The organism is Acinetobacter sp. 12966 (genome assembly GCF_031196995.1).
Taxonomy (GTDB): domain Bacteria; phylum Pseudomonadota; class Gammaproteobacteria; order Pseudomonadales; family Moraxellaceae; genus Acinetobacter; species Acinetobacter geminorum.
The window spans coordinates 58,282-73,853 of the sequence record NZ_JAVIMC010000132.1 but is presented as its reverse complement, the minus strand read 5'-3'; the positions used below and the strand labels follow the sequence as shown (position 1 = coordinate 73,853).

Below are 15,572 nucleotides of genomic sequence, written 5' to 3'. Positions count from 1 at the left end.
GAGATCGGACGAGATCGGACGAGATCGGACGAGATCGGACGAGATCGGACGGCGGATAGAGGTTGAGTGGAAGACATTGGGGAATATTGGTGAATTTACCTACGGCTATGCAGCGAAGGCTCAAGATTCTGGAGATGCCCGCTTCGTGAGAATTACAGACATAAATGCAAATGGTAAACTGATACAAGAAGAACCAAAGTATGTGAATATTTCTGACGAAAATGAAAAATATTTTCTAAAGAAAAATGATTTACTCATGGCTAGAACAGGTGCAACTTTCGGCAAAACAATGATTTTTGAGGAGGAGTATCCTGCAATTTATGCAGGATTTTTAATTAAATTAAGCTTTGATGAGAAAATCGTTAATCCAAAATATTATTGGCATTTTGCACAAAGTGACTTATTTTGGGATCAAGCTAATAAATTAGTTTCAGGCGGAGGGCAGCCACAATTTAATGCCAATGCCCTTAAACAAGTTAAATTACCTATTCCACATCCTGACGATGCTAATAAATCTTTAGCCGAGCAACAGCGTATAGTATCTATTCTTGATAATTTTGATGCTTTGGCTAACTCTCTTACCGAAGGTTTACCGCGTGAAATTGAACTGCGTCAAAAGCAGTACGAGTATTATCGTGATTTACTGTTAAGTTTTCCTCAATCATCAGCCTAAGTGCATTGACATCTGCGGAGTAAAACATGGATAAAATTAGTCAAGTTAAACAACTCATCGGTGAAATTAATCGCTTACATCATCATTTTTCCAAGGATTATTTTGAACAAGGAAAAATTGAGAAAATTAACTTGTCTAAAACCATTCGACATGTGCCTGTTTCGCATATTTATAAATATCGCTTAACTTTGCATGAGAGCATCAATGATTATCTGATGACCGCGGATATAGACATCAAATATTTTTATCGTGTCAAAACCCGTGAAAGTATTGATGACAAAATCCAGCGCTATTCTGCTCGTGAAGACCAATACCCTGTAAACAATTGGCTGAATGATATTTTTGGTGCACGTATTATTTTAACGACTGAAGAAATCAACAGCGTGATGGATTTGCTAGATGACTGGCAAGATGAACTAAACCTTAAAAACTGGTATTTGCGGGACAAAGAAGGCTATCGAGGTTTACATATTTACTTTAAAAACAGAAGTAATTTTTATTTTCCTTGGGAATTGCAAATCTGGAATCACGATGATATTCAAAGCAATATTGAAAATCATGAAAAATTTAAACGCAACTTTATCTAAAAACTAACAATTACTTTGAACTATTTTACTTGATAAAAAATCTGTGGAATCAAAACCATGACCAACTATAAACCGATTGCTGAAACCAATAATTTTATTGTCTTAGACAAATATTGCAAAGAATGGCAAGCGGTGGACAGCTACCAAAGCGAAGGGGATTTAGAGCGAGAGCTGATTCAAGACTTGGTTAATCAAGGTTATGAATATCTACCTGCTTTAAACAATGCTCAAGCAATGCTAGTCAATGTACGTGAGCAACTGCAAGTATTGAATGGCGTACAGTTTTTAGATGGTGAATGGTTGCGTTTTGTTGAAACTTATTTGGATAGACCAAGCGACAGTATTATAGATAAAACCCGCAAAATTCATGATGATTATATTCATGATTTTGTCTTTGACGATGGACGTATTCAAAACATTTATCTGCTAGATAAAAAGAACATAGCTCGTAATAAAGTGCAGGTGATTAAACAGTTTGAACAAAAAGGCAGTCATGCAAACCGTTACGATGTCACCATTTTGGTCAATGGCTTACCATTGGTACAGATCGAACTCAAAAAACGGGGCATTGCCATTCGTGAAGCCTTTAATCAGGTACACCGTTATAGTAAGGAAAGCTTTAATAGTGAAAACTCCTTGTATAAGTACCTACAGTTGTTTGTGATTTCCAATGGCACCGATAGCCGTTATTTTGCCAATACTACAGCACGTAATAAAAACACATTTGATTTCACCATGAACTGGGCGAAAGCAGATAACAGTTTGATTAAAGATTTAAAAGATTTTACTGCGACTTTCTTTCAAAAAAATACTTTACTGAATGTGCTGTTGCATTACTCAGTGTTTGATGTCAGTGATACTTTATTGGTGATGCGCCCTTACCAAATTGCTGCGACTGAACGCATTTTGTGGAAAGTCAAAAGTTCGTATCAGGCGAAAAACTGGAGCAAAACGGAAAGTGGCGGTTTTATTTGGCATACCACAGGCTCAGGTAAAACTTTAACAAGCTTCAAAGCCGCACGTTTGGCCACTGAGCTAGATTTTATTGAGAAGGTTTTTTTTGTGGTGGATCGTAAAGATCTCGATTATCAGACCATGAAAGAATACCAACGTTTTTCGCCTGATAGCGTCAATGGTTCGGACAGTACCGCAGGTTTAAAAGCAAATCTGGATAAAGATGATAATAAAATTATTGTCACTACTATCCAAAAGCTAAACAATCTGATGAAAAGTGAAGCTGACTTGCCAATTTATAATAAGCAAGTGGTATTTATTTTTGATGAATGTCACCGTAGCCAGTTTGGTGAAGCGCAGAAGAATCTGAAAAAGAAGTTTAAAAAGTACTATCAGTTTGGTTTTACAGGCACGCCCATTTTTCCGCAAAATGCGCTGAGTGCTGAAACCACGGCGAGCGTGTTTGGTCGTGAACTACATGCTTATGTTATCACTGATGCAATCCGTGATGAAAAAGTGCTGAAGTTTAAAGTGGATTACAACGATGTACGTCCACAATTTAAAGCGATTGAAACTGAACAGGATGAGAAAAAGCTCACAGCAGCGGAAAACAAACAAGCCTTATTACATCCTGATCGTATTCGTCAGATTAGCCAGTACATCCTGAATAATTTCCGCCAGAAAACTCACCGCCTGCAAGCAAGCAGTAAAGGTTTTAATGCGATGTTTGCCGTTAGCAGTGTAGAGGCAGCAAAGCTGTATTATGAATCGTTGAATGACTTACAGAAAAATAATGATAAACCGTTAAAAATTGCCACGATATTTTCCTTTGCAGCCAATGAAGAACAAGATGCTGTAGGTGATATTCAAGATGAAAGTTTTGATGTTTCAGCCATGAACAGCAGCGCAAAAGAGTTTTTAAATGCGGCAATTGTTGACTATAACAGTTTGTTTAAAACTAACTTTAGTGTGGATAGTAAGGGTTTTCAAAATTATTATCGTGACCTAGCCAAACAAGTAAAAGCTAAAGAAATAGACTTGCTCATTGTGGTCGGTATGTTTTTAACTGGTTTTGATGCACCAACATTGAATACATTGTTTGTTGATAAAAACTTACGTTATCACGGTTTGATGCAGGCTTATTCACGTACCAACCGTATTTATAATGCGACTAAAACCTTTGGCAATATCGTTACCTTCCGTGATTTAGAGCAAGCAACCATTGATGCGATTACCTTGTTTGGTGATACAAATACTAAAAACGTGGTGCTCGAAAAAAGTTACACGGAATACATGCAAGGCTTTACAGATGTTGTTACAGGTGAAGCACGTCGGGGCTTTGTAGATGTAGTAACAGAATTAGAGCAGCGCTTTCCAAATCCTGATGCAATTTTCAAAGAATCAGACAAGAAAGCTTTTGCGAAACTCTTTGGTGAATATTTGCGTGTCGAAAATGTGCTGCAAAACTATGATGAATATGCCAGTTTAAAAGAACTACAAACCGTGGATATGAATGACTCTGAGGCAGTGGAAGCATTCAAGAATAAGTATTACTTAAGTGATGAGAGCCTGACTGCGCTACAAAGCATCCAAATGCCTGCTGAGCGGAAAATTCAAGATTACCGATCTACTTATAACGATATCCGTGACTGGATACGTCGGGAGAAGTCGGCAGAACAAAAAGAAAAATCAAGCATTGATTGGAATGATGTGGTTTTTGAAGTGGACTTGCTCAAATCACAAGAAATCAATTTAGATTACATTCTAGAGCTAATTTTTGAGAACAATAAAAAAGTGAAGGATAAAGCCTCACTGGTTGAAGATGTACGTCGCGTGATTCGTGCCAGCATTGGCAATCGTGCCAAAGAAAGTTTGTTGGTCGATTTTATTAATCAAACTGATTTAGATCAGATTGGTGATAAGGCCAGTGTGATAGATGCTTTTTTTACTTTTGCTCAAGTAGAGCAACAGCGTGAAGTAAAAGAGTTGATCGATGATGAGAAGTTGAATGAAGATGCAGCGAGACGTTATATTGCGACCTCGCTGAAACGGGAATTTGCCAGTGATAATGGCACTGAGCTCAATGCTATTCTGCCTAAAATGAGTCCATTAAACCCACAATACTTAACCAAAAAGCAGAGCATTTTTCAAAAAATAGCAGCGCTGGTTGAAAAGTTTAAAGGGGTTGGAGGGAGTATTTAACATGATATATCAATAGCTTAAAATTTCTAATTTATCAGTTGTTTATATGGGAAATATATAAAAATTCTCGCTACCTTTTATGGATAAAATACCCCCCTGATTTAACAGGGGGGATTTTTAGTTTCGTGAGAATTTAATGATCTCCGCAGATTTGCTTGATTGCGTTAAACTTTCAAGTTGATTCGATTTGATGGTTGTGGGCTTCATATTAATTATTTGACCAAAATCATCATCTAGAAAGCCTTTGGGTAATCCCGCTAACAGTTCTAAATGTTTTTTTAGGCCGAATTTATCAATAATATTAGCTTTATCGAATCCTCCTTGTTCAAGCAACATCTTGATCGTATTTTTAAGTAGATTAGGCTCTTCAGGAGTAGTTTCAGTATCGTAAGGTTCTGACTTTGTATAACCACGATAACGGTAACTTCTCCAAAGCTTGGAATACTGATCTTCAGAAATAATATTTAAATCCTTAGCTTTATATATCATTGCAGCTAAAGAAATCCCCCAACGCTTTTTAAGTAGCATCAGGGACTCTAATGAAATACGACTTCTCGTTTCCGCAATGAAGGCTTTCGTTGGAAATAAAAAACAGTTGGCGAAATAGTGAGCTTGTTTTTCAAGCTTATCGAACCAATTTTTCTTATCTTCCTCAGTGAGATATCTATGCATTACGATATGGCCTAACTCATGTGCTAAATCAAACCTACTCCTAAAGTAGTTATGTTTATCGGCAGCAATAAAAATATAAGGCTTATCATTAATCCAAGCGGATGTACCATCCATCTCTTCATAACCAATCTCAAATCTAGCAACTACAAGACCAGCACGTTCCATACGTTTCATTAAATTTGGGATAGGGGAAGAGCCTAATCCCCAATGAGTACGTAATTGCTCCGCCAGTAACTGAATTTTTCCATCATCCAATGATAGAGCCTCTTCTCTAGATAGAGCTGTAATCAAATCAACTTTAGGAAAAGAGATCCATTCATCTGCGATAGCATGTACTTCTGCTAAATTCATTAGCATTGCATTAGATCTAAAACAAGGTGCTTTAAGCACACGTTTTTTTGCACGATTTAGAAATAAAGGGTTACCGTAATTTGGAATTTTACGAATAAACCAATGTAAAGGAATGCCTAAAGCCTCAGCTAGATTATTTAGTACCTCTGGCTGAGGGCTATGAGTACCATCTTCCCACTTTGTAACAGTAGATGGTGCTACATCAATCATTGTAGCCAAAGCAGTCTTACTTAAGTCATCGTACATTTGACGGGCAAGTTTCAACCTTTCTGGCTCGAACTTATCTATACCCAACATCGTCTGTACCTCCAATATTTACTCACTTGAAGCGCGAGAATCATCATCAGCTTGTTCAAGGCGCTTCTTGATCGCGAGTATAGGTTCTTCTGCGACATCAGTCATTGGTTCTAAGGCAGATTTTTTAAGTTCTGTTAAACTAAAATGTAGAATAGGTCTGTTTTCAATTGGATGTGGAATTATGAAATCTAGATCGAGTAATTCAAAATCTGAATTCCAATAAGTGGTTACACAAACAAATAGTAAGTCATCAAGCTCTGCTTCTTCACTAAGAAGAGCTTTAATTAAAAGATCACTTTGATGATCTTTTACAAGACCAATATTTGACCGAGCTTGTTCTATATAAAAATGAGCATTTCTAGTATTTTTTGAATCTCTTCTAGATATAACGACATGACAAGAGTTGGTTGTCATCTGCACAAATTGATGACCTTTGGGTTTTGTATCTTCAACCGAAGCTCTGTGACCAGCATCTATTGCTGTAGAGTTAAGAGCATCCATTATCAAACCTGGTTCATATTTTGGACTTTCTTGTTTCGCAAGTTCTGGAGAGTCAAAAATTTCTTGAATAAAAAAATCTTTTTCTAATAGTTTATTTTTTATAGAAAACTCTAGGTTGTCTAAAAAAATATTACCAAATTCATGAGCGATTCGGCTTTGAATGTGTGGACGGAGCTCATTAATATCCATAAGTTTAAGACTCGAATGATTTTGTCAAAATGTATCATATTTTTTTCGTATGATGTATGTATTTTATGTTTTAATATTAAAAATTATTCTATATGAAGTACAAAGGTCAGTACTTAAACTGACCTAAGATAGGTTCAAACAGCACTAAAAACCATTGGATACCAACGTAGAGTGGCATATTTCTTGAACTCTTTTGCGACAGGAAAGTCAAAAATTACGCCATCTCCTGTATAGAGTAATGGTTCGCAAGGCGCAAACTTCAGTTTATTTTCTTTTATTAGGGTATTGATTGACTCAATAAATTCCATCGTTACATTCGGCCAGAACAATAAGTTAAAACTTTCTTGTCCGAAATGTTCATTTCCCTTTATTTCAGGAAACTGATTTTGTAACTCTACAAATGAAACATGACCGTTCATTTTTTTTACAAAGGCTAAAATTTTTTCTTTCATTTTTTCTTTGTTGAAATAGGGAGGGTACTTGAGTCTAAAAATTTATTTGGTTTTGTGCAATATAGCTTGTCGCTCAAAAGAAAAGCATAGATAAACAATGTTGAGTTCAAAGGCGGTCATTAGCTAAGAGGATATATCATTTGATGAGAGAGTTGCTCTAGGTTGGCTATTCTTCCACAATGAGACAATATAGGGGTAATTTGATATAGCTTAAGTAGCTTGTTGGAATGCGGATAACTTAAGACATATCAACAACAAATAAAAACACTCTCTAAATCTTCTACAATTACACCAATTTTGCACCATAATAATTTCTGATTTATCTATTGGATTGATATTTAATGTATTTTTTTATTTTTATGTCCAATCCATCATAGGCGCGACAGAAATACGAGGTTGTAACGATTGAAGTGATTGCATAGCCAATAGACCCAAAAGTCGCTAAATTAATGAAAGGGCAGCATTATACGGGGTTTAGCCCTGAATCGACAGTGGCATTTAACCGCATAATTTATAACCGCCCTTGTGCTGAATGTAGAAAGATGATTTTTAACAAGTTAGGTTATGAGTGGGCCATTTGCTTTTTTTGTAAGAAAGCATCAATCACACTAAATAAAATACAAAATACAACGAGCCCCACACCTGCAAGGCAGGTCATGGTCCATCCACCATGATTCCAAGCAAAAATTCCTAATGCTGAACCAGCTGCGCCGCCAATAAAATAAGTGGTCATATAAATAGCATTAATACGTGATTTAGCATCTGGACGTAAACGGAAAATAATGCTCTGGTTGCTGGTGTGAACGAGTGCGAGTGCTAATTGAATTAAAGCAAATCCAATAATATAAGTAGAAAGTAGAGTTTGTCCGAAGTAGAAACAAATCCAACTTATCAAGAACAATCCACAACCCATCCATGTAAGTAATCTTGTGTAGCCTTGATCGGCATATTTACCAATATAGCGTGTTGATAATGCCCCAAAGATACCGACTAGAGGTACTAGCCCTATAAATAGATCTGGTAAATGGTGTGCTGAGGTGAGAAGTAATGCGATGGTTGAATACAAAGTACTTACTGCTGCAAAGGCAAAAGCACCTGTAAGTGCTCTTAATAAGAGTCTTTTTTCTTGCTTTAAAAGCTGAGCCATGGAAACAAAGATTTGCCCATAGTTCATTTTCATACGTAAGACATAAGGCAAGCGACTTTTTAAAGTAAATGCCAACAGAAGCATTAATACACCGCTTACGACATACACTATTTTCCAGTGGAAAAGGTTGGAAAACAATCCAGCTAGACTGGTAGAGAGTAAAATCCCGACTAATAAACCACTCATTAAAAAACCAATGATCTCGCCAGTTTTTTCGGGTTTTACGGTCATGGTTGCAAGTGGAATGAGGACTTGGGCGGCAACGGAAAACAATCCCGCTAAAATTGTACCGATCCACAACATGGGTAAGTTCACGGCAAAAGCAGATGTAAATAGGCCAACTGCGCAAAGCACCATCAAAAACGGAATAGCTTTGGCTTTATTAACGATGTCACCCATTGGGACAATAAATAGTAAACCGAGGGCATAAGACACTTGAGCAAATGTCACTGTTAAAGCAGCTTGTGCCTGAGTTACAGCAAACTCTTGCTGAATGGAGTGAATCAGCGGCTGACAATAATAATTCACACCTGCACATAAACCGCATGCTGCTGCCATCAACCAAAGCAAAGGTTTATTTTGACTGATATCTTCAGGGGTAGACATGACGTTCTCTCAGTTTTATTGGGTGTATGCTGTTGCTTCAACTTCAATAAGCATGTGTTCTAGCGCAAGGCGCGGCACAGGAATAAGTGTACAGGCAGGAAAAGGATGATTTTTCCATAAATTTTGCATAATTTTAATCAAAATTTGATGTTTTTCGACCGAGTGGTCAACAACTAAAACTCTCAATACAGCAATATTGCTAAGCTCTGCATTGGCTGCTTTTAAAGCATGTTGAATATTATCAAAAACTTGGTTCGCTTGTTCTTCAAAATTTGGGTTTAATTCACCTTGGGAATTTTCGCCTCCTTGACCTGCTACATGAATAATATTCTTAAAGCTTTCCACTATAGCAACATGACTATAAGCGTTAGGAGTTGGGTTATATAAAGTTGATGGATTTATGATTTTAAAAGTTTCTTGACTCATTGGAACTCAACCGTTCATTAAAATTTAGATGAGTATCCAACCTCAACTTAAGTTGAGGTCAAGAGAATTTAATGTTTTAGTCTTTTCTTTCTGAGTGTAATCATCATGACACCGACAATATTGAGAAGGCAGCCGACCCATTGCCACATATTGAGATGTTCATTTAAAAAAGCAACGGCAAGCAAAATCGTTAAAACTGGTCCAATTGAAGCAATCATTGCAGATTGAGAGGCACCTAATCGTTCAATGCTTTGCATGAGCATAACGGTGGGTAGCACGGTAACTAAAAAGCCTAAGCTAATGCCATACCAAATTACACTAGAGGGAAGTTGTAATAGAAGTTGAATTGGATGAGGTGTGCTTAATGCGTAATGAGTTAATGTGCCGATACAAGCTACGGTTAAGGCCAACCCTGTGAAATTCCAAGAGCCAAATTTCTTAATGAGAGGTGGCGTCAGTAACAAATATCCGGCGAAAGCCACGGCACTTGCAAATACGAAACTTGTTCCTAACCAGAAGTTGCCCTGAATTGGTGCGTTGTTGTGCTCCTGAAGCATAACCAGTACCGTTCCACCATAACTAAGAAAAATGGCAAATAAACTTTTTACATCTAATTTTTGTTTGTAGAGTAAGCTCGAGACGATGACAGTAAGCGTGGGATATAAAAATAGAATAATTCGTTCTAAAGAAGCACTAATAAACATAAGGCCCATGAAATCGAGCCAACTTGCAAAGTAGTAGCCTAATAGACCGGCAAAAATTAAAATTAGCCAATCCTTCTTTTTTATGCCCTGATTATGATGCCTGTTAAACCAGCAAATTAATAGAAAGAACGGTAAGGCGCTTAACATGCGTAAAGCCATCAAGACCGTACCGTCTACTAATGGAGAAAGGGCATAAGTCTGTTTAATAAAAATTGCTTTGGTACTGAATAGAAACGCAGAGCAAAGCGCAAAAAAAGACCCGATTTGAAACGAAGATAAAGAAATTTTCATATACAGGACTGTATAAGAGAGACTATTGTCTGCAAAAAAAGAAAAACCTTCCCATATTACACCCCTAAACAAATATCGTGAATCATCAGTTCAAAATATGGGTATTTATTAAATAAATAGTGGGTGGTATTTTAAAAAAGTTCAATTAGAATCCAAATTCTGTACAAAGAATACACATGGGGGAAACATTGCAGCTTGCAATGTTTTTGACAATGAGAAATTAGCTTGAGGAACGCTCATGCAGATCGGAATCCCAACCGAAACTGTCGTCGGTGAAAATCGTGTAGCTGCTACGCCAGAGACAGTAAAGAAGTTGATTAGCGCTGGTCATAGCGTTGTGATTGAACGTGGTGCTGGTGTAAAGGCTGCGTACATTGACAGTGCTTATGAACAGGTCGGTGCAACCATTACGGATGATGCCTATACGGGTAGTCAAATTATTTTGAAAGTTCGTGCACCACAGGGCGCGGAAATTCAGAAACTTGCAGCAAATACCGCTGTTGTAGCAATGTTTGATCCTTATCGTAACACCGAGCTAGATCAGTTTGCGAATCAACAAGTGTCTGCTTTTGCTTTAGAACTGCTTCCTCGTACGCTTTCTCGTGCACAAAACATGGATGTGTTGTCTTCTCAAGCAAACTTAGCTGGTTATAAGTCGGTTTTACTTGCTGCTGCTGAATATCAACGCATGTTCCCAATGCTTATGACTGCTGCGGGTACTGTAAAGCCTGCGCGTGTTGTAATCATGGGTGTTGGGGTTGCTGGTCTTCAGGCGATTGCAACTGCAAAACGTTTAGGTGCAATTGTTGAAGCGACCGATTTACGTCCTACAGCAAAAGATCAAGTTGAGTCTTTAGGTGGTAAGTGGTTAGACGTACCAATGTCTGAAGAAGAGCAACAACGTGCAGCGGATGCCGCTAAAAATGGTTATGGATGGATGCCAGGTGAGCAATACATCAAAGACCAAGCTGCGATTGTAGATAAAGCTGTATCTAATGCTGACATCGTGATTACTACTGCATTGCTGCCGGGGCGTGATGCGCCACGTCTGATTAAAGCTGAAACTGTTGCCAAGATGAAACCAGGCTCTGTCATTTTAGATATGGCTGTTGAAACTGGTGGTAACGTTGAAGGCTCTAAAGTTGGTGAGACTGTGTTTACAGAAAATGGCGTGAAAATTTTGGGTGTTCCAAATATTCCCGCAACTGTAGCAACAGAAGCTTCTGCATTGTATGCGCGTAACGTTTTTAATTTCGTAGAGACCCTATTCGACAAAGAGAAAAACTTTGCGATTAATCAGGAAGACGAAATCCAAAAAGCCCTATTGGTCACTCATGGCGGTCAAGTACTGCTTAAGCGTGGTTAAGGAGATTCCTCATGGTTGAAACTATTACAATTTTCGTCCTTGCCATCTTCGTAGGTTATTACGTGGTTTGGGGTGTTACGCCAGCTTTGCATACACCACTTATGGCAGTAACCAATGCGTTGTCATCTATTATTGTGGTAGGTGCGATGTTGCAAACTGTAGGTCTGCCAGTTTTAGGTGTAGATGCTAACGTTGCATTTCAAAGTGTGAATGTGGTGAGCGTACTCGGTGCGATTGCAGTATTTTTGGCAAGCATTAATATTTTCGGTGGCTTTGCAGTAACTGCACGCATGCTGGAAATGTTCAAGCCTAAGCAAAAGAAATAAGAGGGCTTTGACATGGAATTTATTCAAGCAAATGCAAACTGGTTGTACCTTGTTGGCGCAATCCTCTTTATCTTGACGCTTCGTGGCTTATCTGGTCCTAAAACAGCAATTCAAGGTAACCGTTACGGTATGATCGCGATGGCGATTGCAGTTGTAACGACCTTCTTTGTTGCCAACAATCCAGTCATTTGGATGATCGTTGGGGCAATGGTGTTAGGTGCAATCGTGGGTATTGCGCGTGCACGTACAGTGCCAATGACTCAAATGCCAGAAACTGTTGCGCTTATGCACTCATTGGTGGGTTTGGCTGCGGTATTAATTGCGATTGCTGCAATTTTACATAACAACCAATTAACTGCATTGTTTGCTCAAAACGAAGCGGCTTTAACCGCAGCGGGCGTACAACATGCACACATGAGTAAGGTTCACTTATTTGAATTGTTTGTGGGTTGTTTCGTTGGTGCGATTACCTTTACTGCATCTGTGTTTGCGTATGGTAAATTGGCTGCGAAAAAATGGGCTAAAACAATTTCTGGTGGATGGGTTAAACCTGTTCAAGCACTTATCTTTGTTGCGATGTTGGCTTGTGGTTTCTACTTCTTTACAACTGGCAACATGACTGCTTTCTGGGCAATGACAGCACTTGCACTTGCATTTGGTTGGGTTTGGATTGCACCAGTGGGTGGTGGTGATATGCCTGTAGTGGTATCACTTCTTAACTCATTCTCTGGTTGGGCAGCAGCAGGTATTGGTTTTACACTTGAAAACAACATGTTGATCGTTGCTGGTTCGCTTGTAGGTTCATCTGGTGCGATTCTGTCGTACATCATGTGTAAAGCAATGAACCGTTCGATCATCAATGTATTGTTTGGTGGGGCAATGGGTGGTGCAGCAGTTGCATCTGCAGATAAAGGTGAACAAGTTCAACGTAACTACCGTTCAGGTTCTGCTGATGATGCTGGCTTCTTGATGTCAAATGCGGACAGCGTTGTGATTGTACCGGGTTATGGTATGGCGCAAGGTCGTGCTCAAAATGCGGTAAAAGAGTTGTGTGAACTTTTGAAAGAACAGGGCGTAACGGTTCGCTTTGCAATCCATCCGGTTGCAGGTCGTATGCCTGGTCATATGAACGTACTACTTGCTGAAGCGGACGTGGCATATGAAGACATTTTGGAAATGGATGAGATCAACTCAGACTTCCCTGCAACTGACGTAGTACTTGTAATTGGTGCAAACGACGTTGTAAACCCAGCTGCAAAAGATGATCCAAGCTCACCGATTTATGGTATGCCAATTCTTGAAGCTCATAAAGCACGTACAATTATGGTGATTAAGCGTTCTATGGCAACTGGTTATGCTGGTCTAGACAACGATTTGTTCTATAACGAAAAAACAATGATGATCTTTGGTGATGCCAAGAAAGTTGTTGAAGATATGACAAAAGCAATTAACGGTACAGGCCACTAAGTTGCTTTGAAATAAAAAACCACCTTCGGGTGGTTTTTTATTTACCTCTATTTTTAAAGAAATTTTTCTACAAGGTCCATAGATTGTTGATAGAGGTCACGTGCAAGTTGCCGATTTTTAGCATGTGATGATTTCCAGTTTGGCATATGTGCGCTGACATATTCGCCATTACGGTTCTGCCATGCCTCAGAAGTTGCCATTTCTGTAATGAGGTTTGCTGGAACTGAGGTTGGGACTAGGCCTAATTTCATCGCCGCATAGACAGGTTTGGGTAAGTCGCGATAAATATCAGAAGCGACACCGCCTGGATGTAGTGCGTTATTGGTAATTGAACTTCCAGCTAACTGTTCTGCTAATGCATTGCTGAATAGTAAATTCGCAAGCTTTGATTGACCATAATAGAACAGGGGATTGTAAAAACCTTCTGCGCGAAATTTATTGAGTTTAATTGAGCCAACCCAATGAGCAATAGACGCAAGATGAATAATGCGCGCTTTAGGAGACTGTTGTAAAACTGGAAGTAGTTTTTGAGTTAATAAAAAATGGCCTAAATAATTAACCCCAAATTGTTGCTCAAAGCCTTCACTGGTCAACTGTTTGGTTTTGGCAAATAAACCTGCATTATTAATGAGTACGTCAAGGTTGCCATATTTATCTGCAATTTCATCGGCAGCTTTTTTAGTTAATTCAAGACTATTTAAGTCGAGAGAAACGACATCGACTTGTCCTTGGTTAAGTGAGCGTAGTTTGTTTTGTGCCTCTTGCGCTTTTTGAGGATTTCGACATGCCAAAATCACATGTTGCCCTTGTTTAACAAGTTGTTCTGCTGTGGCGAAACCTATGCCCGTATTAGCACCTGTAATTAATATCTTCACTTTCTGTACTCCGGTTATGCTATTTATTGGTGGGGACTTCAAGAATTTCTATAGTGCTGAAAATTTGACAATTTGTCATGTCAAAATTAGTTGTAAGTGATGATTGGTGCTTTGGGGGTAGGGTCTGCGTATTTGAATGTAATTAAAATTGATGTTAGATAAATAAAAAAAAGCGGCTCAAAAGAGCCGCTTTTTTAAAAGCAAAATTTTAAGCAACCGACTCTGGAGCGGTACGCCATAAGCTTTCTAAATCATAGAATTTACGAGCTGTTGGTAGCATCACATGTACTACAACAAAGCCGAGATCAATCAAGATCCATTCTGCATCTCGTTCACCTTCAACGCCAATCGGGCGGAAACCGGCTTTTCGAGCTTCTTCTGCGACATTGTCAGCAAGTGCTTTGACATGGCGAGTAGAAGTACCACTTGCAATTACAATAGCATCAGCGACATTGCTAATTGAGCTAACATCTAACTGGAGAATATCTTTTGCTTTTACATCAACTAAAGCGTCGTGGACGACTTTGAGACAAGCTTGTACGTCTTTATTTGAGGTGTTCATTGCGAAATCGTGAGAATTAGACACGCTGGGCGATGGTTCTAAATTCATATAGGGTATATTTTCCTGACAATTACTCACTATCTAATATAGTGGTTTTCGCACTAAATTTCAAACAGAAGTCGTAACAGTTTATATATTTACATCATCAGAAAAGTACTTTTTCTTCCATGTAAACGACTGATTTGAAGCATTTTCAGGTTTATATTCTGCTGCAATATAGTTCTGATATGAACTTTGCTTTAACCAAGAAAAAATTTGTTCATAAGGAATTTGACCTGTATCAGGCTCATGGCGGCCTGGACAGTCTGCAAATTGAATATGACCAATTAAGTTAATATTTTCTTGTAAACCCTCAAGTACATCTTCACCCATCATGGCCATGTGATAACAATCATATTGCATTTTGAGGGCAGGGTGATTGACTGCTTCGAGCATTTCCTGTCCCTGTGCAATGTTCTGCACCAAAAAGCGAGGCATATCCGTGCCATTAATCATTTCGAAAACAGGCTCTATACCATGTTCACTTAATAAGTTGCAGGCATGTTTTAAATTGGCTGCTAACGTTTTTAAACAAGGAAGTAAGTCAGCATCTAGCGGTTGTTTACCCGCTAAAATATTAACACGAGGAACTTTTAAAGCAGTAGCATAGCTAATGGCCAATTCTAAGGCTTCATGAAAAGCTATCTCTTGGCCGGGAATGCCTGCTAAACCGTTTCCGCCTTGCATAAGATCACCAGCAGGCACATTGATTAGACAGAGATTGAGGTTGTAACGTTCAAGTTGGTCTTGAATATCGGAAATGGTAAGTTCGTATGGGAATTGGATTTCTACATGTTCAAAGCCCTCTGCATGGGCTAATGCGAAGCGTTCAATTAAAGAAACTTCGGTAAAAATCATGGATAAGTTAACGGCAAGACGACCCAT

15 protein-coding genes are annotated in these 15,572 nt (G+C 38.6%); 6 read left to right on the top strand and 9 right to left on the bottom strand.

The annotated features are described in order from the left end of the window. The 3 genes from RFW85_RS18140 to RFW85_RS18130 form a co-directional block, all read left to right on the top strand. On the top strand, nt 1–673 hold a 673-nt coding region (locus tag RFW85_RS18140; RefSeq protein ID WP_309171760.1), incomplete at its 5' end, for a restriction endonuclease subunit S. Between the two features lie 26 nt (nt 674–699). Then, nucleotides 700–1,260 carry a hypothetical protein gene (locus RFW85_RS18135; RefSeq protein ID WP_004863605.1) on the top strand — a complete coding sequence of 187 codons (561 nt, stop codon included), beginning with the start codon at nt 700–702 and terminating at the stop codon, nt 1,258–1,260. 57 nt (nt 1,261–1,317) lie between these two features. Next, a complete protein-coding gene (locus RFW85_RS18130) occupies nt 1,318–4,416 on the top strand; it encodes a type I restriction endonuclease subunit R (RefSeq protein WP_309171759.1) in 3,099 nt (1,032 codons plus the stop codon). Between the two features lie 117 nt (nt 4,417–4,533). Here RFW85_RS18130 and RFW85_RS18125 read toward each other — a convergent pair whose 3' ends face one another. The 6 genes from RFW85_RS18125 to RFW85_RS18100 form a co-directional block, all read right to left on the bottom strand. Next, a complete protein-coding gene (locus tag RFW85_RS18125) occupies nt 4,534–5,736 on the bottom strand; it encodes an ImmA/IrrE family metallo-endopeptidase (RefSeq protein ID WP_161416856.1) in 1,203 nt (400 codons plus the stop codon). An 18-nt stretch (nt 5,737–5,754) separates the two neighbouring features. Further along, a complete protein-coding gene (locus tag RFW85_RS18120; RefSeq protein WP_309171758.1) occupies nt 5,755–6,426 on the bottom strand; it encodes a hypothetical protein in 672 nt (223 codons plus the stop codon). 134 nt (nt 6,427–6,560) lie between these two features. After that, nucleotides 6,561–6,878, bottom strand: coding sequence for a hypothetical protein (locus RFW85_RS18115; RefSeq protein WP_309171757.1), 318 nt, complete (start codon nt 6,876–6,878; stop codon nt 6,561–6,563). 562 nt (nt 6,879–7,440) lie between these two features. Then, a complete protein-coding gene (locus RFW85_RS18110; protein WP_170247666.1) occupies nt 7,441–8,631 on the bottom strand; it encodes an MFS transporter in 1,191 nt (396 codons plus the stop codon). 15 nt (nt 8,632–8,646) lie between these two features. Further along, nucleotides 8,647–9,057, bottom strand: a complete 411-nt coding sequence (locus tag RFW85_RS18105) for a RidA family protein (RefSeq protein ID WP_309171756.1) — start codon at nt 9,055–9,057, stop codon at nt 8,647–8,649. Between the two features lie 68 nt (nt 9,058–9,125). Further along, nucleotides 9,126–10,052 (bottom strand): DMT family transporter, encoded by a 927-nt coding sequence (locus RFW85_RS18100; protein WP_309171755.1) that lies wholly within the window; start codon nt 10,050–10,052, stop codon nt 9,126–9,128. 238 nt (nt 10,053–10,290) lie between these two features. On the opposite strand from RFW85_RS18100, the gene RFW85_RS18095 reads away from it, so the two are divergent. Genes RFW85_RS18095 through RFW85_RS18085 form a run of 3 tightly spaced genes read left to right on the top strand, consistent with a single transcriptional unit; the run spans nt 10,291 to nt 13,211 of the window. Next, entirely contained in the window at nt 10,291–11,418 is a 1,128-nt protein-coding gene (locus RFW85_RS18095) for a Re/Si-specific NAD(P)(+) transhydrogenase subunit alpha (RefSeq protein ID WP_032052909.1), read from the top strand. A gap of 11 nt (nt 11,419–11,429) precedes the next feature. Next, nucleotides 11,430–11,744: a proton-translocating transhydrogenase family protein gene (locus RFW85_RS18090; protein ID WP_000230434.1), complete on the top strand. Its 315-nt coding sequence runs from the start codon at nt 11,430–11,432 to the stop codon at nt 11,742–11,744. 12 nt (nt 11,745–11,756) lie between these two features. Next, entirely contained in the window at nt 11,757–13,211 is a 1,455-nt protein-coding gene (locus tag RFW85_RS18085) for an NAD(P)(+) transhydrogenase (Re/Si-specific) subunit beta (RefSeq protein WP_133480846.1), read from the top strand. A gap of 53 nt (nt 13,212–13,264) precedes the next feature. Here RFW85_RS18085 and RFW85_RS18080 read toward each other — a convergent pair whose 3' ends face one another. From RFW85_RS18080 to RFW85_RS18070, 3 genes are all read right to left on the bottom strand, one after another. Continuing rightward, the gene (locus tag RFW85_RS18080) at nt 13,265–14,086 is read right to left on the bottom strand and encodes an SDR family NAD(P)-dependent oxidoreductase (RefSeq protein ID WP_309171754.1); all 822 of its coding nucleotides are present in this window, start codon (nt 14,084–14,086) and stop codon (nt 13,265–13,267) included. Nucleotides 14,087–14,294: 208 nt separating this feature from the next. Continuing rightward, nucleotides 14,295–14,696, bottom strand: coding sequence for a ribosome silencing factor (gene rsfS, locus RFW85_RS18075; RefSeq protein WP_001047580.1), 402 nt, complete (start codon nt 14,694–14,696; stop codon nt 14,295–14,297). Nucleotides 14,697–14,777: 81 nt separating this feature from the next. Further along, on the bottom strand, nt 14,778–15,572 hold the full coding sequence (locus RFW85_RS18070; RefSeq protein WP_309171753.1) for a TIM barrel protein: 795 nt from the start codon (nt 15,570–15,572) through the stop codon (nt 14,778–14,780).